The 22,040-nt window shown below is 66.2% G+C and carries 15 protein-coding genes; 2 read left to right on the top strand and 13 right to left on the bottom strand.

Annotation, left to right across the window (positions count from 1 at the left end):
- Positions 1-67: 67 nt before the first annotated feature.
- The 13 genes from WBP07_RS26845 to WBP07_RS26785 form a co-directional block, all read right to left on the bottom strand.
- On the bottom strand, positions 68-1,234 hold the full coding sequence (locus WBP07_RS26845) for an acyltransferase family protein (RefSeq protein ID WP_395398135.1): 1,167 nt from the start codon (positions 1,232-1,234) through the stop codon (positions 68-70).
- Positions 1,235-1,307: 73 nt separating this feature from the next.
- Positions 1,308-2,336, bottom strand: coding sequence for a LacI family DNA-binding transcriptional regulator (locus WBP07_RS26840; RefSeq protein ID WP_395398134.1), 1,029 nt, complete (start codon positions 2,334-2,336; stop codon positions 1,308-1,310).
- An 84-nt stretch (positions 2,337-2,420) separates the two neighbouring features.
- Complete coding sequence (locus WBP07_RS26835) at positions 2,421-5,171, bottom strand: HAD-IC family P-type ATPase (protein WP_395398133.1); 2,751 nt, start codon at positions 5,169-5,171, stop codon at positions 2,421-2,423.
- Positions 5,158-6,864: a Na/Pi cotransporter family protein gene (locus WBP07_RS26830; RefSeq protein ID WP_395398132.1), complete on the bottom strand. Its 1,707-nt coding sequence runs from the start codon at positions 6,862-6,864 to the stop codon at positions 5,158-5,160. Before WBP07_RS26830 ends, WBP07_RS26835 begins: the two co-directional genes overlap by 14 nt.
- Positions 6,865-6,881: 17 nt before the next feature.
- Positions 6,882-7,784 (bottom strand): polyphosphate kinase 2 family protein, encoded by a 903-nt coding sequence (locus WBP07_RS26825; protein WP_395398131.1) that lies wholly within the window; start codon positions 7,782-7,784, stop codon positions 6,882-6,884.
- Between the two features lie 110 nt (positions 7,785-7,894).
- Entirely contained in the window at positions 7,895-9,304 is a 1,410-nt protein-coding gene (locus WBP07_RS26820) for an efflux transporter outer membrane subunit (protein ID WP_395398130.1), read from the bottom strand.
- Complete coding sequence (locus WBP07_RS26815) at positions 9,301-12,495, bottom strand: efflux RND transporter permease subunit (RefSeq protein ID WP_395398254.1); 3,195 nt, start codon at positions 12,493-12,495, stop codon at positions 9,301-9,303. The genes WBP07_RS26820 and WBP07_RS26815 overlap by 4 nt, the downstream gene beginning before the upstream one ends.
- Positions 12,492-15,650, bottom strand: a complete 3,159-nt coding sequence (locus WBP07_RS26810; protein ID WP_395398129.1) for an efflux RND transporter permease subunit — start codon at positions 15,648-15,650, stop codon at positions 12,492-12,494. The genes WBP07_RS26815 and WBP07_RS26810 overlap by 4 nt, the downstream gene beginning before the upstream one ends.
- Positions 15,647-16,825 (bottom strand): efflux RND transporter periplasmic adaptor subunit, encoded by a 1,179-nt coding sequence (locus tag WBP07_RS26805; RefSeq protein WP_395398128.1) that lies wholly within the window; start codon positions 16,823-16,825, stop codon positions 15,647-15,649. Before WBP07_RS26805 ends, WBP07_RS26810 begins: the two co-directional genes overlap by 4 nt.
- Before the next feature lie 137 nt (positions 16,826-16,962).
- Positions 16,963-18,324 (bottom strand): sensor histidine kinase, encoded by a 1,362-nt coding sequence (locus WBP07_RS26800; RefSeq protein WP_395398127.1) that lies wholly within the window; start codon positions 18,322-18,324, stop codon positions 16,963-16,965.
- Complete coding sequence (locus WBP07_RS26795; RefSeq protein WP_395398126.1) at positions 18,321-18,989, bottom strand: response regulator; 669 nt, start codon at positions 18,987-18,989, stop codon at positions 18,321-18,323. Before WBP07_RS26795 ends, WBP07_RS26800 begins: the two co-directional genes overlap by 4 nt.
- Positions 18,990-19,011: 22 nt before the next feature.
- Positions 19,012-19,281 carry a hypothetical protein gene (locus WBP07_RS26790; RefSeq protein ID WP_395398125.1) on the bottom strand — a complete coding sequence of 90 codons (270 nt, stop codon included), beginning with the start codon at positions 19,279-19,281 and terminating at the stop codon, positions 19,012-19,014.
- Positions 19,282-19,470: 189 nt separating this feature from the next.
- Positions 19,471-19,713, bottom strand: coding sequence for a hypothetical protein (locus WBP07_RS26785; RefSeq protein ID WP_395398124.1), 243 nt, complete (start codon positions 19,711-19,713; stop codon positions 19,471-19,473).
- A 467-nt stretch (positions 19,714-20,180) separates the two neighbouring features.
- Here WBP07_RS26785 and WBP07_RS26780 point away from each other — a divergent pair, with 467 nt between their 5' ends.
- Together WBP07_RS26780 and epsC are read left to right on the top strand one after the other, a co-directional pair.
- Entirely contained in the window at positions 20,181-21,047 is an 867-nt protein-coding gene (locus tag WBP07_RS26780; protein ID WP_395398123.1) for a TauD/TfdA dioxygenase family protein, read from the top strand.
- Between the two features lie 6 nt (positions 21,048-21,053).
- A complete protein-coding gene (gene epsC, locus WBP07_RS26775) occupies positions 21,054-22,040 on the top strand; it encodes a serine O-acetyltransferase EpsC (RefSeq protein WP_395398122.1) in 987 nt (328 codons plus the stop codon).

The following is a 22,040-nucleotide window of genomic DNA, read 5'->3' as shown; positions in this document are numbered from 1 at the left end:
TTCCCTGTCGTGGTGAGGCATCCCGGCGCGTTTGCGCGGGAACCGGTGGAGGAGAAAGGCGCGCCCATCAGCGGCGCTTGGCCAAGGCCGCGCGCAACCGGCGGCGAATGGGCTCGTCCCAGAATGCATAAGCCGCCCATGCCACCGCCAGCAGCATCGGGATCAGAGCGAGCCCCACACCAAGGCGCTGGGCCGGTGACGGGTTTCCGTTCGCGACATAGTTCATCCAGACGTAGAGGAACGGAAAGTGCGTGATGTAGATGGGGTAGGAAATGCGCCCGCTTGCCTTGCACAGGCCCGTCATGCCCCATCCCGCGTCGGAATGGCTGCCAGCATGGATGATGAAGGGAAACAGCAGTACGACGCAGGTCGCTTCGTAGAGGCCGTTGAGCTTGATCCCGCCGATGGCAGGCAGGGTTGGAAAGGCCATGGCGGCAACCATGATCACCGTCAGCGGCAACCAGCCCAGCCGTACGGCCGGCAGCCGATCGCGAACCCGATAGAGCCAAAGCCCCGCCACGAATGGAAAGCACAGGCGAACGGGCGCCATCCAGAAGCTGTCCCACGCCGATCCCTGGTCGATGCTTCCCAGGTATCCGACGCTGGCGACCAGCACCACGCCACTCAGCCCGGCAATGATCGCGAGCGTCCGCGTGGAAAGATGCCGCAGCACGAATGCGTAGGCGATGTTGCCGATGTATTCCTGCAGCAGGCTCCAGCACGGGCCATTCAGCGGATGCGTATCGGTCCAGCGGTTCGGCAGCGAAGGGGCGGGCAGAAGCAGCAGGCCGAGTACCAGCGCCAGCAGAGCGGTGCGCAGCGGTATGTCCTGCGACGTGCCGGCCAGCGGATCGAACAGGTAGCTCACGAAGCCGAGCAACACGCCCAGGATTACCAGCGGATGCAGCCGGATCAGGCGGAGCGTCAGGAATTCGCGGGCGGTCATCCGGTCCCAGCGATCGTCGTAGGCATAGGCGATGACGAATCCGGACAGCGCGAAAAAGAAGTCCACCGCCATGGGCGCGTGATGGAGAATGACTTTCGCGCCATCCCAGAAAACCGTGATGCCCTGAATGTGGAACAGCACCACAAGCATCGCGGCGGTTCCGCGCAGCCCGTCCAGAACCTCGAAGTGGACTTTGCCGGTCGCCGTCCGATCGGGCGCGGCCGTCGGCGCATACCGTTGCGCCCCCGACATGGTCGCCGCCCCCAACTGCCCCGCTGCCTCGGCCACCCTTTTCCCCTTTCTATCATCGAAGCGTGGGACTGATTGATTTAACGATAAACCACAAGGCAAAAATTTCGGCTCAGGCAGAGTGGCGATCAACCAGCGTGAACGGCAGCACGATGTCCCCCGGTACGGCATGCCGATCGGGATGACGAACGGCGCCGGCCAGCCATTCCATCGCATCCTTCGCCATCTCCCGGATGGGCTGGCGCACCGTGGTCAGTGGGGGCCAGACCCGCGTCGCGATCAGGGTATCGTCGAAGCCCGTTACCGACAGGTCAGCCGGCAGTCGCAGCCCGCGCTGATGCGCGATCCAGAGCACGGCCGCCGCCATGTCGTCATTCGTTGCCACGATCGCGTCCGGACGCGGCGATAGATCCAGAAGTCGCTCCGCAGCGGCAAGGCCGGACTGGAAGGTGAAATCCCCTTCCGCCTCGTACGCCGGATCGACGGTCATCCCATTGGCGCGCAGTGCGTCGCGATACCCCTTAAGCCGGGCAACGCCGTCCGAATGGCGCGGCGGGCCGGCTATCACCGCAATGCGGCGGCGGCCTTGCGCGATCAGGCGCTGGGTGATCGCCCGCATGGCCTCCCGATTGTCGATGCGGACGGTGGTGATGTGCGGCAAGGCCATGGCCGTCGCAATGGCGGCCGCCGGCACGCCAAGGCCTTCGCGATGGGCCTGTTCGCCCAGCATCTCCGCATAGGGCGGCAGCAGCAGCAGCGCCTGCGCGCCCTTGCGGATCATGTCCTGCGCGGCGGCAGAGACATCCTCAGGCGAGGCGTCATTCACCGAACGGATCTGAAGCTGGATCCCGTTCTCCGCAGCGATCACGGCCACGGCGGCCAAAGTCGCCTCAACGAAGACGCTCTCCACCGCCGAGTATATCAGGCCCACGCAAGCGACGCTGGCGCCGACCAGCCTTCGTGCCGACTGGTTGGGCACATAGCCAAGATCGGCAATCGCCGCGAGGACGCGTTCACGCGTATCGCGGCTGGCCCGGCCGGTCCGGTTGATGACGTTCGAAACGGTCATGGCCGAAACGCCCACGCGCTTTGCCACGGCCTGGATCGTGACCCTGTTCTCGTCTTGCCGGGGGCGCCCCATCCACTTGCCATTCCATGCGGATAACGCCGTCTGCCATGGTCGAACCGCACGTGGCTGGCAAGTGCCGGTGGCGGCCGGGATTGATCAGGCGGAACTCCGTCCGTCCTGAAAGGACAAGGCGGCCCTTCTGAGCGGCGGGATCGACCGGATGACGAGTTTCTCCAGTTCGACCACGAGGAAGACGATAATTCCGCCCGTCAGAAGCCAAAGCCACGCCGCCGGGGGCAAGGCCGCCGTATCGAAAATGGCGTGAAAGGGCGGCGCATACGTGAACAGGATCTGGAGGACCACCACGGCGCCGATCCCGTACCACAAGACTGGATTGCCCCTGTGGGCCCGCAGGGACAGCGAGGAATCGAGCAGATACCGGCTGTTGAGCAAGTAGAAGGCCTGCCCCACGGTGATGGCATTGACGGCAGCGGTGCGCGCCAGCGCATCCGATGCGCCCTGCGACGTCATCCAGAAGAAGGTGGCCAGCGTATAGAGCACCAGCGCCGCGCCGACGAACAGGATGCGCCATATCCCGAACCCGGTGACGATCGGCCGGTCGATGGCCCGTGGCGGACGCAGCATCACGTCCGCCTCATGGGGTTCGAAGGAAATGACCAGGCCAAGCGCCACCGACGTGATCATGTTCACCCACAACACTTGCGGGGCTGTAATCGGCAGCGTGAAGGCGAACAGGATCGCCACTGCAATCACCGCGCCCTGGGCAATGTTGGTCGGCAGCAGGAAAAGCATGGCCTTCTCGATATTGTTGTAGACCGTGCGCCCCTCTTTCACGGCTGCGGAGATCGAGGCGAAATTGTCGTCGGCCAGGATCATCCCGGCGGCTTCCTTGGTCACTTCCGTGCCCTTGATGCCCATGGCGACGCCGATGTCCGCCTTCTTCAGCGCCGGCGCGTCGTTCACGCCGTCCCCGGTCATGGCGACCGTCTGCCGGTTGGCCTGGATCGCCTTGACCAGCCGCAGCTTGTGCTCCGGACTGGCGCGGGCGAACACGTCGACGTCGCGAACGCATTCCTGCAGGGCGGCATCGTTCATCGCCTCGATCTCGATGCCCGCCACCGCCGTCCTGCCATCCCCGATGCCCAGCATCTTGGCGATCGCCGCCGCCGTGATCTTGTGGTCGCCGGTGATCATCGTCACGCGAATGCCGCCCCCGTGGCATTCGCGGACCGCCTCCACGGCCTCCTTGCGCGGCGGGTCCATAAGGCCGACGAGGCCCAGCAGCACCAGCGTCCTGGGCAAGTGATCGGGTTTCAGCGTGCCGGCCGCCAGATTGGGTTGCGGCAACCACGCCAGCCCCAGCACCCGCTCCCCCTGCGCCGCGAGCCGATCGCCCTCGGCCATGAAGCGATCGCGGTCGAGCGAGACCGGGCCAGTTGCCGTCTGCTGGCGGTCGCAGTGCTCCAGGATCACTTCCGGCGCGCCCTTCACCAGCAAGACGTCACCGTCCGGCGCGCGGTTCAGGGTGGCCATGAACTTGTGTTCGGATTCGAAGGGAATGGAATCGATTCGGGGCGCGGCGGCACTTTCCACGGCGCGATCCATGTCCAGCTTGGAAGCCAGCGGGAAAAGCGCGCCCTCGGTCGGATCGCCTTCCACCTTCCACTTGCCGTCTTCCTGGAAAAGCTCGGCATCGTTGCACAGCAGCGACACGCGCCCCATCAGCGCCAGGACTTCCCCCGGGCCGCCGATGGACTGGCCATTCGCCATCACCTCCCCCTCCGGCGCGTAGCCGTTTCCGGTCACTTCATAGGCGGCATCGGCGACGACGACGGAGGTCACCATCATCTCCATCAAGGTCAGCGTCCCGGTCTTGTCCGAACATATGCGCGATACCGATCCCAGCGTCTCCACCGCGGGCAGGCGCCGGATGATGGCATGGCGCTGGGCCATGCGCTGCACGCCGATGGCAAGGGTGATGGTGATCAGCGCCGGCAGACCTTCGGGGATCAGCGAAACGGCAATGCCGACCACAGCCTGGAACAGCTCCACGAAAGTCTTGTGCCCCAGCCAGTGTCCCCACGCGAAAAGGAGCACGCTGACGATCCCGATGGCGGCGGTGATGACATAGCCGAACTTCTTGATCTGCCGCAGCAGCGGCGTCTCGAACGCCTTCACTTCCGCCAGCATCTGGTTGATGCGGCCAAGCTCGGTCTGGCTGCCGGTGGCCACGACGATGCCCGTGGCCCGCCCGGATACGACCATCGTGCCGGAAAAGGCCATGTTCTCCCGGTCTCCCACCGTGGCCTTGGCAGGCACGGGCGCGATGGTCTTCTCCGCCGGGACGGATTCGCCGGTAAGCGCCGCTTCTTCGGTGCGCAGGTTCCGCGCCTCCACCAACCGAAGGTCGGCCGGGATCCTGTCACCCGATTCCAGCAGGACGATATCGCCCGGAACCAGGTCCTCTGCGGGGATCAGGCGGGTTTCCGCGCCGCGCACCACGCGGGCTTCGGCCGAAAGCATGTCGCGGATGGAATCGAGCGCCTTTTCGGCGCGCCCTTCCTGCAGAAAGCCCAGCAGCGAATTGAGGATGACGACGGCGAAGATGATCGACGCATCCAGCCAGAGGCTCAGCATAAGCTTGATGAAGCCGGCGGCCAGCAGCACGTAGATCAGAATATTGTGAAACTGGGCAAGGAAACGAACGAACGGCCCCTTCTTCTTGCCCTGCGGCAAGCGGTTCGGGCCATAAGTGCCGAGCCGTCCGGAAGCTTCGGCCGCGTCGAGGCCGCGAGCGGGATCGACATGCAACTGCTTCGTTATCTCCTCCGTCGGCAATGCATGCCACGGCAGGGGATCCGACGCTGTCGTTTCAACTGGGCTCATGCTCGCTTCCTCCGGACAAGTCGCCTGGTGACGGGGAATGGTCCTGCTCGCCGCGGCCCAGCAGATGGGCGGCCGAACGCCAGGTGTGATGGGCGATCCGCTCCAGCTTTCGCGCGGCATCGATCCGCGAAAGCGCCTCGGCCGCCGTCAGCTGCCCCGGCGCGACGGAGGCGAGGATCGTGGTCCGCTGTTCCTGCCGCAGCGCTGTCAACGCGATCGCCGTGCGTTCCGCCTCGGCCAGTGCCGCCTCGACTTCCGGCGCAACGTTCCAGCGAACGGTTCCCGCTCGCTTCCGGGCCAGCGCTTCCAAGGGAAGGGAGCCGGCGACGACCTGCGCCGCGTGCATCGCCTCCCCGCAGAGCGCGGCTGCTTCGGGCGCATGCGCGGCGGCCGCGCCGGGCACGGGCAGATCGTCCGCCCTCAGCATTTCCGCCAGCCGCGTCACGTGATCGAGCGCATGGAGCGTGCTGGTCATCCGGAACCGTTCGGTTTCGGTCTCCGGCGGTTCCTGCAGTTCCGACAGGAAATCCCGCACCTCTTCCAGCGCGCCCGTCGCCGTCGCCGCAGTCTGGGCGACGCCGTTCGCCTTACCGGTGAGCGCCGCCGAAACCGATCCCGCAATCGTCCCGAGCATATCGGCCACCACGCGCCGCGCCGCCTCGACCGCGATCATCGGGTTGAGCAGCGCACTGCGGTCCAGCGTCCGTTCCACCGCCGTCTCCGTCGACGGCAGAAGCCGCTCCGCGACGCGCGCGAACCAGCCGGTCGCCGGAAGCAGCACTGCCACGCCGACGACGTTGTAGGCGGTGTGATAGGCGGCCAGTAGCGTCGTCCCGTCGAACCGGCCGGTCAGGCCCTTCAGCAGCGGCGCCGTCAGCGGAAAAGCCACGACCGCGATCAGCGCGGCGATGATCTTGAACAGCATGTAGGCCAGGGCAAGCCGCTTGGCCGTCGTGCTTGCGCCGATCGCCGCCATTGCCGAACTCGTTGCCGTTCCGATGTTCTGCCCGATGATCAGGGCCGCGCCTTGCTCCAGCCCCACCGCACCCGCATGAAAGGCTGAGATCGTAACGGCAATCGCGGCGGTCGAGGATTGCATGACCGCCGTCATCACAAGGCCGACGGCGATCAGCGCTAAAAGCCCCATCGAACCCGAACCCCAGCCGATGCCGGGCATGCCCAGCACGGCGGGCAGGTCGGAGGGATGCAGGCTCTGCGCAAGGCCGCCCATGCCTTCCTGCAGCGTGGTGAGCCCGTAAAGCACCAGCGCGAAGCCCGCCAGCGCGCCGCCGGCCGCCGCAGTCCGGCCGCCGGCCAGCAGCTTTGCCAAAGCGCCCACGAAGATCATCGGCAGGGCATAGACCGACAGGGATACGCGCACGCCCACCAGCGCCACCAGCCAGCCGGTGCCCGTGGTCCCCACGTTCGCGCCGAACACCAGGCCAAGCCCCTGGGTGAAGGTGAGCAGCCCGGCGCTGACAAGGCCGATCGTCGTCATGGTCACCGCGCTGGAAGATTGCACCAGCAGCGTCACGATCGCCCCCCAGAACGCGCCGGCGACGGGTGTGGCGGTCGCCTTGCCGAGCACCGCGCGCAGCGCCGATCCGGTCAGCGCCTTCAACCCATCGGTCATGACGGTCATGCCGAGCAGGAACAACCCGACGCCGCCGAGAACTGCGATTGCGGTCGACATGCCCTTACTGCTTCCCCTTATTTGCCCTGTTCAAGCTCCTTCCGAGCCGCGGCGAGGTCCTTCTTCTGCTCCGGCGTCACTTCGGGATATCGCAGGTCAAGCCTCTCGACGGCCTCGACGATGGCCGCCGCCACGATCAGGCGCGTGAACCACTTGTGATCGGCGGGCACGACGTACCATGGCGCGGTTTCGCTGGCCGTATGCCGGATGACCTCTTCGTAGGCCTTCATGTAATCGTCCCAGTACCGCCGATCACGAACGTCGGACGCGCTGAATTTCCAGTTCTTTTCCGGCCTGTCGAGGCGGCGGAGAAAACGCTTCTTCTGTTCGTCGAAGGAAAGGTTGAGGTAGAACTTGATGATGATCACGCCTTGCCGTGCAAGGTAGTTTTCGAAATTGGCGATATCGGCCAGCCGTTCGTCCCATATGCTTTTCCGGACGAATTCCGGCGGAATCATCTGCGCCTTGAGCAAGTCCTGGTGCACCCGCACCACCAGCGCTTCCTCGTAGTAGGAGCGGTTGAAGATGCCGATGCGGCCGCGCCGGGGCACTTGCATCGCGTAGCGCCAGAGGAAATCGTGCGACAGTTCGTCTGCGGAAGGCGGCTTGAAGGAAACGACGTCGCAACCCTGCGGATTGACGCGCGACATGACGTGCTTGATCGTCCCGTCCTTGCCCGCCGCGTCCATGGCCTGGAATATTAGCAGAACCGCCCAGGAATCCTGGGCATAGAGAATGTCCTGCTCCAGCGCGAGCCACTCCGAGCCGCGCTCAAGCAGCTTTCCCGCGTCCTTCTTGCTCATCTTGAGGCCCAGCGTATCGCCGGGGTCGAAATGCTTCAGGCGAAAGTCATTGCCTTTGGTTACACGGAATGGATCCGCGTATTTCTTCACGGCGTCGATTATTTCCTGGCGAGGCATCCGCCTCTCCTTCCGTCACATCCGCCGCGCCCAAGTAGATTCGCGTCCGCAACCGGAGTCAACGGTCAAGCATTGATTCTTTGACTATTTGCTGAGCGGCCGACGGCGCGTCACGCCCATCGGCCGCCGACGGCCTGAATCAAGGCAACCGCGGCAGTCTGTTGATCGATCACCGCCTGAATCTGTGTTTGCCGGGCGCTGAAGGCCGTGGTCTGCGCGACGATCACCTGCGAGTAATCGACCAGCCCGGCCAGATACTGGTTGTTGGCGATGGCCTCCGCACGATTGGCCGCATCCGCAGCGGTCACCCGGCTGCGGGAAACGTCGGCCAGGATGCGCGCGGCGATCAGGTTGTCCTCCACCTGCTGGAACGCGGTGAGCGCGGTCTGGCGGTACGTGGCCACGGCCTGATCGTACTGCGCCCGCGCCTGCATGACCTGCCCGTGCCGCGCACCGAAATCGAGCAAGGTCATCAGGCCGCTCAGCCCCAGCGACCAGAGGCTGGTGGCGGCGGAGAACAACTGCTTCACGACGCTGCCGGTGGTATCCGCGCTGCCGGAAAGCGTAACCTGCGGGAAATAGGCGGCGCGCTGGATGCCGATATTGGCGTTGGCCGCCGCCACGCGCCGCTCGGCCGCCGCGATATCCGGGCGGCGTTCCAGCAGCGTGGCCGGAACGATGCCGGGCACGTCCGGCACCACCGGCTTCCATTCCACCGGGGCAAGCGCGAAAGTGGATGGGTTTTCGCCCACCAGCACGGCCATGGCGTGTTCCAGCAATCCACGTTGCCGGTCCAGATCCTGCCGCGTGGCGGTGGCGTTGGCGAGCAAGGTCTGCGCCTGATAGACGTCGGAATGCGCGACGGTGCCGGCCTTGTACTTATTGCCAGTGATCGTCAGCGCGCGCGTGTAGTCGTGGATCGTGCCGTCCAGCAAAACGCGCTGCGCGTCGATGCCGCGCAGCTGGACGTAATCGCTGGCCAGTTCCCCCTGCGCGGAAAGCGTCGCATTGGCGAGATCGCCCGCGCTGGCCTGCGCATTGGCGCCGGCCTGGGAAACGGCGTTGCCCAGGCGGCCCCACAGGTCCGGCTCCCAACTGGCGCCGATTCCCAACGCGAAGCGCGAACCGGTGGTGGTGGTCGCCGTGTTCGCCTCCGTGGCGGAGCCGAACGGTTCACTACGCGTGGCGCTGCCGGACGCTGTTACCACCGGAAACAGGTTGGATCGCTGGACGGAAACCAGCGCCCGCGCGGCCTGGTAGGCGGCGCGGGCGGCGGCGACGTTCTGGTTGGTGACGACGATCCGGTTTTCCAGGCCATCCAGCACCGGATCATCGAACAGCGACCACCACGCGCCGCGCGCCGCACTGTCGTTCGGGCGGGCCGGCGCCCAGTCGGGCGCTTCCTTGAAAGAGGGCGGGATCGCCACCGTAACGGGCGGACGATACGCGGGGGCAAGGTTGCATCCGGCCAGCAGCAAGGCGGCCAATGGTACGCAAGTTGCGGGCAATGCGCGGGTCATGCGGATCCTCCGGAAACGGGCGAGCGACCGCCGTGGCGAGCAAGCAGCCCCTCCCCCGCACCGCCACGGCGGCGGAAACGATCGAGCGCGAGGTAGACGACCGGGGTGGTCAGCAAGGTCAGCACCTGACTGGCGATCAGGCCGCCGACGATGGCGATGCCCAGCGGGCGGCGCAGTTCGGCGCCGTCTCCAAAGCCGATCGCCAGCGGCAGCGCGCCCAGCGCGGCGGCCAGGGTCGTCATCAGGATCGGGCGAAAACGCAGCAGGCAGGCCTCTCGCACGGCCTCCAGCGGGGGCAGACCGCGCCCGCGCTCCGCCTCCAGCGCGAAGTCGATGATCATGATCGCGTTCTTCTTCACGATCCCGATCAGCAGGATGATGCCGATCAGGGCAATGATGTCGAACTCGCCGCCCGTGGCGATCAGCCCGATCATTGCGCCCACACCGGCCGATGGCAGGGTCGAAAGCGCGGTCAGCGGGTGGATGGCGCTTTCGTAGAGAATGCCCAGCACGATGTAGATCGCCGCCAGCGCGGCAACGATCAGCAGCGGCATGCTGCCGGTCGACTCCGCGAAGACCCGGGCAGTGCCGCCGAACTCTCCGTGGACGGTGGCGGGCAGGCCAAGCCCGGCCTGCACTTGGGCGATCGTGCGCGCCGCCGCGCCCAGCGAACCGCCGGGCGGCAGGTTGAACGAGACAGTGGCCGAAGGTTCTCCATCGGAATGGCTGACGGCGGCATTGGTCGATCCGGTCGACCAATTGGCCATGGCGGACAGCGGGGTCATCGTGCGGGCAGAGGTGCTGACGGCATTGCCCGAGGCCACGGCCGAACCGCCGGAGGTTTGGGTGCTGGTGGCATTGGTGGCGGCGGAAGGCGCCGCATTGGCCGGCAGGTAGATGTTCTGCAGCGCGGCGGGCGAGCCGTTGAACTGCGGGGCGGCCTCCATCACCACGTGGTACTGGTTGAGGCCGGAATAGATGTTCGCCACTTGCCGCTGACCGAAGGCATCGTAAAGCGCGGCGTCCACCGCCTGCATCGGCACGCCAAGCCGGGCTGCCGTATCGCGGTTCACATCGACGAAAGCGTCGGCGCCGGCGTCCTGCTGGTCGATATCGACATCGGTCAACGTGTCTCCATGCTGTTTCAAGGCGTCGACCAGCTTCTGCCCGGCGGCCTTGAGCACGGCGGGATCGTCCGCTTTCAGCACATACTGGTAGGTGCTGTTGGTTTGCCGCCCGCCGACCTGAAGGTCCTGCACGGGGTTGAGGAACAGGCTGACGCCGCTGACTTTCGCCAGTTTCGGGCGCAGCCGAGCGATCACCTCCGGCGCAGGCGGCCGCTGCGAGCGGGGCTTGAGGGTCGTGAACAGGAAACCGCCGCCCGCACGCGATCCACCGGTGAAGGCGATGACGGTGTCCACGGCGGGATCGCTCTTTACGATGCGGACGATGCGGGTCAGCTTGTCCTGCATTTCGACGAAGGAGATGCTCTGGTCGGCGCGAAGCCCGCCCATCAGCCCGCCGGTGTCCTGCTGGGGGAAGAAGCCCTTGGGGGCGATGGCGATCAGGTAGACGTTGAGCGCCACCGTGCCCGCCAGCAGCAGCAATACCGCCCCGCGATTAGCGAGCGCCCAGTCCAACGCGCGCGTGTAGCGGGCGTGGGCCCAGTCGAAGGTGCGCCGCGCGCCGCGCATGATCGCGCCTTCGCGTTCCTCCCCCGTCAGCACCCGCGCGGCGAGCATCGGCGTGGTGGTCAGCGAGACGAGCAGGCTGATCAGCACCGCGACCGACATGGTGAGCGCAAATTCGCGGAACAGCCGGCCGACCAGCCCGCCCATGAAGATCAGCGGCACGAACACGGCGACAAGGCTGACCGAGATCGAGAGGACGGTGAAGCCCACCTCCCGCGCGCCGGTGAGCGCAGCGTCCAACGGCTTCATCCCGGCTTCGACATGGCGGCTGATATTCTCGACCACGACGATGGCATCATCCACCACGAAGCCGGTGGCGACGGTGAGCGCCATCAGCGAAAGATTGTCGAGCGAGAACCCGGCGAGATACATCACGCAGAATGTGCCGAGCAGGGATGCGACCACAGCGGCGGCCGGGATCGACGTCGCCCGCCAACTGCGCAGGAACAGACTGACGACCAGCACCACCAGCAGGGTTGCGATCAGCAGCGTCACTTCCACTTCGCGCAGGGAAGCGCGGATGGTCAGGGTGCGGTCGGAAACGATGGCAAGGTGGATGTCGGCGGGCAAGGCTGCGCGAAGGGCTGGAAGCTGCGCCTTCAGGGCATCCACCACTTGCACGATATTGGCGCCGGGCTGGCGGCTGATCAGGATCGGCACCGCCTTCCGCCCGTTGAACAGGCCCATCGTGCGCACATCCTCCGGCCCGTCAATCACGGAGGCAATGTCGGACAGGCGCACCGCCGCGCCATTGCGCCAGGCGATCACGGTGCCGCTATAATCCGATGCGCGGAGACCGGCCTGGTTGGAATAGATCTGCCAGCTATAGCCCTGCGCATCGAACACCCCGCGCGGGCGGTTGGCGCTTTCCGATTGCAGGGCAGTGCGCACGTCTTCCATCGCGATGCCGTAGCGGGAGAGCGCGAGCGGATTGACCTCCACCCGCACGGACGGCAGCGCCGCGCCGCCCAGTTCCACGTCGCCCACGCCCTGCACCTGCAGCAGCTTTTGTTGCACCACGGTCGATACCGCGTCGTAGATTTCGGAGGGGCTGCGGGTGGGCGAGGTGAGCGCCAGGATCAGGATCGGCGCTTCAGCCGGATTGGCCTTGCGATAGCTGGGGTTGGACTTGAGGGTTGCCGGAAGGTCCGCGCGGGCGGCGTTTATCGCGGCCTGAACGTCTCGCGCGGCGCCGTCGATATCGCGCGAAAGGTCGAATTGCAGCGTGATCTGGGATGAACCGACGCCGGAGCGGGATGTCATTTCCGCCACCCCGGCGATCGTGCCCAGGTGGCGTTCCAACGGGGCGGCGACGCTGGAGGCCATTGTCGACGGGCTTGCGCCGGGCAGGCTCGCCTGCACCATGATCGTAGGAAAATCGACCTGCGGCAGCGGCGCCACGGGCAGCAGGAAGAAAGCGCCCGCGCCCGCCAGCATCAGCCCGATCGTCAGCAGGATCGTGCCGATAGGACGGCGGATGAAGGGGGCCGAGATGTTCATGTGGCTGCCGCCGGGGATGGTCGGGGCAGCCATCCGCGCGCGCGCCGTTCTTCCAGCGCCAGGAAGATGACCGGCGTGGTAAACAGTGTCAGCACCTGGCTGAACACCAGTCCGCCGGCGATGGCGATTCCCAGCGGCTGACGCAGCTCATGCCCCATGCCGCCGCCGAAGATCAGCGGCAGTGCCGCAAAGAGCGCCGCGAACGTGGTCATCATGATCGGGCGAAAGCGCAGCAGCGCGGCTTCGCGGATCGCCGCGTCCGGGCTGGCGCCGCGCTCGCGCATTGCCTCCAGCGCGAAGTCGATCATCATGATCGCGTTCTTCTTGACGATGCCGATCAGCAGCACGATGCCGATGATCCCGATCACCCCAAGGCCCGCGCCGGTCAACCACAGACACAAGAGCGCGCCGATGCCGGCAGACGGCAGGGTGGAGAGGATCGTCACCGGATGGACGAAGCTTTCATAGAGCACGCCCAGCACGATGTAGACGACCACGATCGCGGCCAGGATCAGCCAGAGTTCGTTGCCGAGAGAGGACTGGAAGGTGCTGGCCGCACCGTTGAAGCTGGTGGAAAGCGCAGCGGGCATGCCGATGCGGCTTTCCGCCCGCCCGATCGCCGAAACCGCGCTACCCAGCGAGACGCCGGGCGCCAGATCGAAGCCGATGGTGGCGACCGGGAACTGGCCGTCGCGCGTGACGACAAGCGGGGCGTCGGCCGTGCGGATCGTGGCGACGGCGGAGAGCGGAACGCTGGTCTGGGTCCCGCTCACCTCAGTACCGGTGCCAGCGTTGACCGAAACCGGAATGCGCAAGTCGCCAAGCGCCTGCGGGTCGGCAACCCCGCCCGGCGTCGCTTCCAGAATGACGCGGTTCTGGCTGGACTGGGTGTAAATGGTAGAGACGATGCGCTGGCCGAACGCGTCATAGAGCGCGTTGTCGATGGCTAGTGCGCTGAGGCCCAGCCGGCTCGCGGTGTCGCGGTTGATGTCCACCACCACGGAGCGGCCATCGGCCAGCACGTCGGACGTGACATTGCGCAAGTGCCGGTCTCCCTCCAACGCCGCCGCCAATTTCGCGCCCCATTGGGCGACCAAGTCCTGGTCCGCGCCCTGGACGGAGAAGCGATAGGCGTTGACGCCGGGGGACGTGTCGATCGTCAGGTCCTGCACGGGCTGGAAATAGACCTGCATGCCGGGCACATCCGCCACGGCATGTTCCAGCCCGCGCACGACCGAGGACAGGCCCTCGCGATCGCCCAGCGGTTTCAGGTTCACCAGCATGCGCCCTTGCGAAAGCGTGGCGTTCTGGCCGTCCACCCCGATCGCCGAACTGAGGCTGGCAACCGAGGGATCGGCCAAAATCCGCGCGGCGATCTGCTGTTGAAGCTGGGCCATGCGCGCAAAACCGATATCCTGCGGCGCGCGGGTGGTGACGGCGATCTGGCCGGTGTCCTGTTCAGGAAACAGGTTCTTGGGGATGACCCAGAACAGCAGTCCGGTGATCACCAGCGTTGCCGCGAAGACCAGCAGCGTCAGCCCACGGCGCGCCATCACGCGGTCGAGCAGCTTCGCATAGCGGGTGGAAAGCCGGGCAAAGGCGTCCTGCGTCCAGCGAGAGATGCCGTGTTGATGCTCCTCATGCGGCGGCCGCAGCCAGCGCGCGGAGAGCATCGGCACCAGCGTCAGCGCGACGACGGCAGAGAGCAGGATCGTCACTGCCAGCGTCACCGCAAATTCGCGGAATAGCCGGCCGACCACATCGCCCATGAACAGCAGCGGGATCAGCACCGCAATCAGGCTGACGGTCAGCGAGATGATGGTGAAGCCGATCTCGCTTGCCCCGCGCAGGGCGGCGTCGAACGGTTTCATGCCGCTTTCGACGTGGCGGGAGATGTTCTCCAGCACGACGATGGCATCGTCGACCACGAAGCCGGAGGCGATGGTCAGCGCCATCAACGTCAGGTTGTTGATCGAAAATCCCAGGAAATACATGGCGGCGAAGGCACCGACCAACGAGAGCGGCACGGCGATGCTGGCGATCACCGTGGCCCGCAGCGAGCCGAGGAACAGGAAGATCACCAGCGTTACCAGCAGCACGGCAAGGATCAGTTCGAAGCGCACGTCCGCTACCGAGGCGCGGATGCCGGACGTTCGATCGGTCAGCAGGGTTACGTGGACGTCGGCGGGAAGCTGCGCTTCCAGATCGGGCAGCGCTGCCTTGATCGCATCGACGGTGCCGATCACGTTCGCCCCCGGCTGGCGGCGCACGTCGATCACCACGGCGGGGCTGCCGTTCATCCAGGCACCTAGACGTACATTCTCGGTACCTTGGATGACGCTGGCCACGTCCCCCAGCCGCACCGGGGCGCCATTGGCGAAGGCGATCACCAGATTGCGGTAACTGGCGGGATCGGCAAGCTGGTCGTTGGCGTCGATCGTCCAGCTCTTGGTCGGCCCGTCGAAGCTGCCCTTGGCGGCATTGGCGTTGGCATTGCCGATCGCCGTGCGGATCGTCTCCAGCGAAAGGCCGCGCGCGGCCAGCGCGGGGACGTTGGCCTGGATCCGCACCGCCGGCCGCTGCCCGCCCGACATCGATACCAGCCCGACGCCGGAAACCTGGGCGATCTTGTTGGAGAACTGGCGCTCCACGATGCCCTGCACTTCGCCCAGCGGGCGGGTGGCGGAGGTCACCCCCAATGTCAGGATCGGCGCGTCGGCGGGATTGACCTTGGCATAGATCGGGGGGGCGGGCAGGTCGGTGGGGAGCAGCGTGGTCGCCGCATTGATCGCCGCCTGCACTTCCTGTTCGGCAACGTCCAGCGAGAGATCGAGCCGGAACTGCAGCGTGATGACCGACGCGCCGGACGAGGACGCCGAAGTCATCCGCGTCAACCCCGGCATCTGGCCGAACTGGCGTTCCAGCGGCGAGGTGACGGTCAGCGCCATTACGTCGGGGCTGGCGCCGGGGTAGAGCGTGGTGACCTGGATCGTCGGGTAATCGACCTCCGGCAGCGCCGAGAGCGGCAGGCTGCGATAGGCGACCATGCCCGCCAGCAGCAGCGCGATCATCAACAGTGTAGTCGCCACGGGGCGCAGGATGAACGCCCGCGAAGGTCCGCCCGTGGAGGGGAGAGGGGCGTTGGCGTCGGTCATTGGGTTTGCGAGGCGTGCCGTCCGTGGTGGCCGTTCCTGCCCCCTCCGCCGTGCTGGCCGCCTCCGGCCCCGCCCTTACCCTTGTCACCGGGAAGGCGAACGCTGGCGCCGTCTTCCAGCCCGTCCGCGCCTTCGGTGACGACCGTCTGGCCGGCGGCGAGTCCGGACAGCACGGCGATGCGGTCCCTGGTCGCCGGGCCCGTCTTCACGACGGCCAGCTTCACCGTCCGATCGGGCTGCAGCACGAAGACGAAGTCCCCCGGCGCGCCGTGACGCACCGCGCCAACCGGCACCGTGACTACGCCGTGCATTGTCTGGACCAGCATGGACACGTTGACGAACTGGCTGGGAAATAGGGCATTCCCAGCATTGTCGAACCGGGCCTTGGCCTTCACGGTGCCGGTCGTCGTGTCCACCTGATTGTCGAAGGTCAGGAACTTGCCCGTGGCAATCAGCGTGGCGGCATCCTGATCGTGGGCCTCCACCGGCAGCCCGGCACCGCTGCCGGCGGCATGGCCGATGGCGCTGAGCTGCCCTTGCGGAAGCGAGAAGGTGACGTCGATCGGATCGAGCTGCGTCACCACGACGATGCCGTTGGTGTCCGATGGGGTGAGGTAGTTGCCGATATCAACCTGACGAATGCCCGCCCGGCCCGTCACCGGTGCCTTGACGGAGGTGTATTCCAGATTGAGCTGCGCGGTGCCGATGGCGGCGCGGTCTGCGGCGACGGTGCCGGTTAACTGCCGCACCGTTGCACGCTGGGTATCGACCTGCTGACTGGCAATCGAGTCCTGCTTGAGCAGGGTCTGGTAGCGGCCAAGGTCGACGCGCGCGGCGGCCAGCTGGGCATCGTCGCGCGCAAGGTTGGCCTTGGCCTGCGCCAGCGCGAGTTGATAGGGGCGCGGATCGATCTGCGCGAGGACCTGGCCCTGACGTACCATCTGGCCGTCCTGGAAGAACAGCTTGAACAGGGTTCCGGCCAACTGGGTGCGTACCGTGGCCGTCACCGCAGGCTGGACGGTGCCGAGCGCGGAGACGTTGACCGGCACGTCACCCGTCTGCGCCCTGGCGACGTTGACGGCAGCTACCGGCCGCCCCCCACCCTTCTTCGAAGATCCGGCGATATGGCGCGCGCCGAAAGCGATCAGCGCGAGTGCCAGCAGGATCGCCGCCATCCAAAGCCATATCGTCCGCCTGCGGGGCGCGGCGTTTGGGGGGCTGGCGGCGTGATCGGCGGGTTGTTCCAGGTCTGTCATGGCCGTCCCGGGGAAGTTCGGTCAGACCTGAGTGGACCTGGGCACTTACACCGACCTTACGCGCCTTCTCGGGAGTTGACCGGAACCATCCGCAACCGGAGACGGGCACCGCCACTTGCCGCGCGCGATACTTCCAGAGTGCCGCCGCAAACGCGCATGATCCGCTCGACGATCGAGATGCCGAGGCCCGCACTGTCGGTACGCGCGGCGTCTCCCCTCCGAAAGCGGCGCACGCCCACGGCCCCGGCATCGATCTCGATACCCGGGCCGTCATCTTCGACCACAAGGCTGCCCTCGCTTTCGACGATGACCGTGATCGAACAGCCTGGCGGCGTGTGGCGCACGGCATTGTCGACGATGTTGGTCAGCGCGATCACCAGCAGTTCGCGCACGGCCTGCACGGGCGGAGGGACGGTTTCGGGGGTTTCGAGGGCAATGGAATGGCCGGATCGATAGACGATCGGTACCATCGTCTCCACCACCTCGCGCGCCACTTCGATGGGCTGTATCGCGCGGCATTCGGGATGGAGCCGGTCGATCGCGGCCAGTTCCATAAGCTGGCGGACGACGTGGTTGGCCTTTTCGATATCGGCCTGCAACTGGTCCCGCTGGGGGGAGACCGGCAACTGTTCCGTATGCAGCGAAAGCAGGGCAAGCGGCGTGCGCAGTTCGTGCGCGACATTGCCCACGAATTCGCCCTGCGCGTGGTACCCCGCCTCCAGCCGGTCGATCGCGCGATTGGTTGCGCGCACCAGCGGGGTCGCTTCGTTGGGCAGGCGGGCCTCGTCAATCCGGGCATCCAGCCGGGCAAGGCCGATCGCATCGGCCTGCGATGCGGCACGGCGGAAATTGCCGGTCACCCGCAGCAGCACGATCAGCGAAAGCGCCAGCGAGGCCAGCAGCATGACGGGCAGGACCCAGAGGAAGCGCCGGAGAAAATCGTCGACGACATCGTCGACGATCTCGTCGGGAACGGTGCGATCCTGCGCCACCACCACGCGACCGGCAAACTTCCCATCGCGGAAGATCGGGCGGCTCAGAACGTCGAACTGCCCCTGCCGGGTAAACGTCTCGCCCTTGCCCGGTGGCGTGGTGTGCGGGGGCGTTCCCACGCCACCGGGCAAGGGCGAGACGCTGCGGGCAAGGATCCGTCCCCCCGCGTCGAACAGGGCGAAGCTGCGGCCGGTATGCTGCGCGGGAAAGGCGCGGGTCAGCCGGTCCAGCTCTTCCTGCGTCGCATCGCCATGCCCCGCCACCAGCGTCGCCATGTGGGACAGGCGCCCGGCGACGAAGCTGTCCGCCGTGGCCGCCAGAGTGTGGGAGAGAATGATCGGCAGCACCACGGCAAGGAACACGATATTGGCGATCTGCGCGGTCAGCAGCTTTCCGAACAGCGAGTTTGGCCACCATCGCATCATGCGGCGGACATCATGTATCCGATACCGCGCACCGTCTGCACTTTCACGCCCGCCGTCGCCTCCAGCTTGCGGCGCAGGCGGTGGACGTAGACTTCCACGGCGTTGGAGCCCAGCGTGTCTCCCGCGCCGAACAGATGGTCTTCCAGCACGCGCTTGGGCACCACATGGTCCGGCCGGCGCATCAGCAGTTCCAGCAGCTCGATTTCCCGCAGCGACAGTTCGATCAGCTTGCCGTCCACCGAGACCTCGCGCGTGCGCAGGTCGAGCGTAAGGTTGCCGATCCGGGATTGCGGATCGACATAGCCGCTCTGCCGCCGCAACACGGCATTGAGGCGGGCGTGGAGTTCGGCGAACAGGAAAGGCTTCACCACGTAATCGTCGGCGCCGATATCCAGCCCGCGTATCCGCGTCTCGCTCTCTCCGCGCGCGGTCACCACGATGACGGGCAAGGTAATGCGCTGCCGCCGCAGCCGGTCCAGCAGTTCCAGTCCGTCCTCGTCCGGCAAGCCCAGGTCAAGGATCACGGCGGCATAGTCGGTGGTGGAAACCAGCGCTTCGGCATCCCCCGCATTGCCCGCGACATCGCAGCGGATATCGCGCGATGCGAAGGCCTGGACGATGGCCTGCGAAAGATCGGCATTATCCTCGACGATCAGCAGGCGCATCCGCGTCTCCCGGTGCTTCCGTTCATTTCTGCCATAATGTGGAGACGGCCACCAGCAGCATAAGCTGGGCGGTCAGGAACAGTCGGTCGGCCAGCGTTTCGCACCAGTTCGGGCCTCCTCTGATCGACTGGTAGGAGAAGAAGCAACTGGCCGTCAGCGCAATCGCCGCAGCCAGCGCGATCTCGTCCGCGAACGTATGGCGCGCATCGGTGGTCAGGTGCAGGCCGGTGATGATCACGAAAGTCACGCCGAGCAGGTTCGACGCGGCATTGAGGATGTGATGGCTGCGCACGCGGACAGACTTCGCTCACGCCCGGTCCGGCCGCCCGGCTTGCCGGCGGATATCGGTCATCGGGGCGGGAAGGTCGCATGGAACCGTACTCGCCCCGGCGTCCGCCATGCGCCGCGCCCGCTCATGCCGATGTGGGACGGCATGAGCGCGGGGCGACAGCGCGTACTGCCGATCCGGGACGCGGGATGCTCACCGCGGCGCGGCCTTCTTGCCGGTCCGTTCGGTGCGGTGATGGTTGTGCTGGGCCGACTTGGCGGCATGGTGGGCGTGGGACTGCTGGCATTCGTCGGTCCGCGTCGCCGAACAGGCCGGGTAGTTCTCTGCCGAGGCAGGCACGGGCAGCGTCCAGAGCAGCAGCCCGCCCGCCACGGTGACGATCGCGGCCATTGCCAGCGAATGCTGACGGCCGCGGGTTTGATACAGGGCAGTCATGACAAGATCTCCTTCATCGAAGGAAGTCGCGAGCTTGGGCCGGAAGCCAGGGGGACTCGCGACGGTGCATCGCTACGCCTTGGTAGCCGAGACCCGGTCTGCTCCCCTTTCACTGACAAACGCCTTACAATGGCGGGGGCAGTTTTTCGGCCGGATGTGCGTGGGGGAAGAGAGGCTTCGGGCGGGCAAAGAATTGGTTTCGCCATCCCTCGCTTCCGGTTGCGCGGCGGGCTTGACGCTTATTTGTCAATTAAATAAGTTGAGAAAGTCGGCAAGGGGCGTCTGGCTTGCCGGCCGGGGAAAATTCCAGGCCGTGGCATGACGCAGGTGGCACCGCGTCATCTGCCACGAATGCGCAGCGCCCGGGCGACAACGCCAGGCACCATGTATCCGGTAATCAGGGCGAACCGACGCCGTTGTCCCCTTCTGGGCACCACGTCCGTTCCCGAGAAATTCAGGGGTCCGGCATGACCATCGAAATTCGCACGCATGGCCGCGTCGGCGCCGAAGTACTCGGTGTCGATCTTTCGCGCCCGCTTCCCGAAGCCGAGTTCGCGCAAGTTCGCGCGGCCTTTGCCGAACACGGCGTGGTGTTCTTCCGCGACCAGTCGATCACCGAGGACCAGCACATCGCCTTTGCGCGGCGCTGGGGGCCGATCAACATCAACCGCTTCTTCGCCGCCCATCCCGGCTATCCGGAGATCGCGCTGGTGGTGAAGGAGCCGGAGCAGCAGCACAATATCGGCGGCGGCTGGCATACCGACCATTCCTATGACTTCGAACCCGCGCTGGGCTCCATCCTGGCCGCGCGCGAGCTTCCGCCGGAGGGTGGCGCCACCGCTTTCGCCTCCATGTACGCGGCCTATGACGGGCTGCCCGAAAAGCTGAAGGCTCGGATCGAAGGCCGCCGTGCGGTCCATTCGGCGCGGCACGTGTTCGGCAGCAAGGCCGCCGTCTACGAAGCGGTGCAGGATACCCGCAGCGACGGGCGTATCGGCAATGCCGCAGCGGCCGACGTGCTGGACGATCCGGTCCATCCCGTGGTGATCGTCCACCCGCTGAGCGGCAAGCGGGCGGTCTACGTGAACCCCAGCTTCACCGTCCGCATCCTGGGCGTGGCCGATGAGGAGTCGCAGGACCTGCTGGCCGAAGTGTACGAGCACTGCAAGAAGCCGGAATTCCAGGAAGACTTCCACTGGCGCGACGGGTCGATCGCCTTCTGGGACAACCGCGCCACCTGGCACTATGCCTATAACGACTATCACGGCCACCGCCGCGCCATGCATCGCATCACCATCGAAGGCGTGGCCCTGAAAGACCAGGCGGCCGGGTAAGGTGCCATGACCATCGAACAGGAACCCCGGACAGCACCCGCACCGGAGGGCGACGATTTCTGGCATGTGGGTGAGATCGTGCGCGAACTCGCCGAAATCCGGCAGCACTGGCGCACGACCAACAGCCAGCATGCCGAACATGGCGTGGAAGGTTTTCCCTCCCGCGTGCGGCTGGCCAAAGTGGCGGACGAGCTGTGCGGGGCGCTGTTCCCACTGCGGCTGGGCCCGGATTTCGTGCGGCGGCATAACGAGGATACCTTCGTCACCCAGTCGCTCCAGATCGCGCTGAGCCGCCTGCAAGCGCAACTGCGGCAGGAATTCGCCTATTCGGGCGAGGCGGAGAGGCAGGCGGGTGAGCAGAGAGCGGACGCGATCGTGCTGGCCTTCTCCCGCCAGCTTCCAGCGATCCGGCGTATGCTCGACCTCGATCTGGAGGCCGCTTACGAAGGCGATCCCTCTGCCCGCAGTCTGGACGAAGTGCTGATCTGCTATCCGGGGCTGCTGGCGATCATCCATTACCGCCTGGCCCACGCCCTGCACGGCCTTGGCGCGCCGCTGGTCGCCCGCATCCTGACCGAGATCGCTCACGGCACGACCGGGATCGATATCCACCCGGCCGCGCAGATCGGGCGCGGGTTCTTCATCGACCACGGTACCGGCGTCGTCATCGGCGAAACCGCCGTGGTGGGCGACCATGTGCGGATCTATCAGGGCGTGACCCTGGGCGCGAAAGCCTATGCGCCCGATGGCTCGGTCGCCGCCGCCAAGGCCAGCCCGCGCCATCCGATCGTGGAGGACGACGTGGTGATCTACGCCGGGGCCACGATCCTGGGCCGTGTGACAATCGGCAAAGGCTCCGAGATCGGCGGCAACGTCTGGCTGACGCACGGCGTACCGCCCTACAGCATGGTCTATCAAGCGCGGGAGAATGTCGTTTCCGGCAAGCCGCCTGCCTCGCCCCACTCGATCAAAGGAGGGGATCCGCTGAACTAA

This window comes from Novosphingobium oxfordense, assembly GCF_044029435.1.
Taxonomy (GTDB): domain Bacteria; phylum Pseudomonadota; class Alphaproteobacteria; order Sphingomonadales; family Sphingomonadaceae; genus Novosphingobium.
The sequence above is the reverse complement of the archived record's forward strand: the minus strand, read 5'-3'. Positions and strand labels throughout refer to the sequence as shown.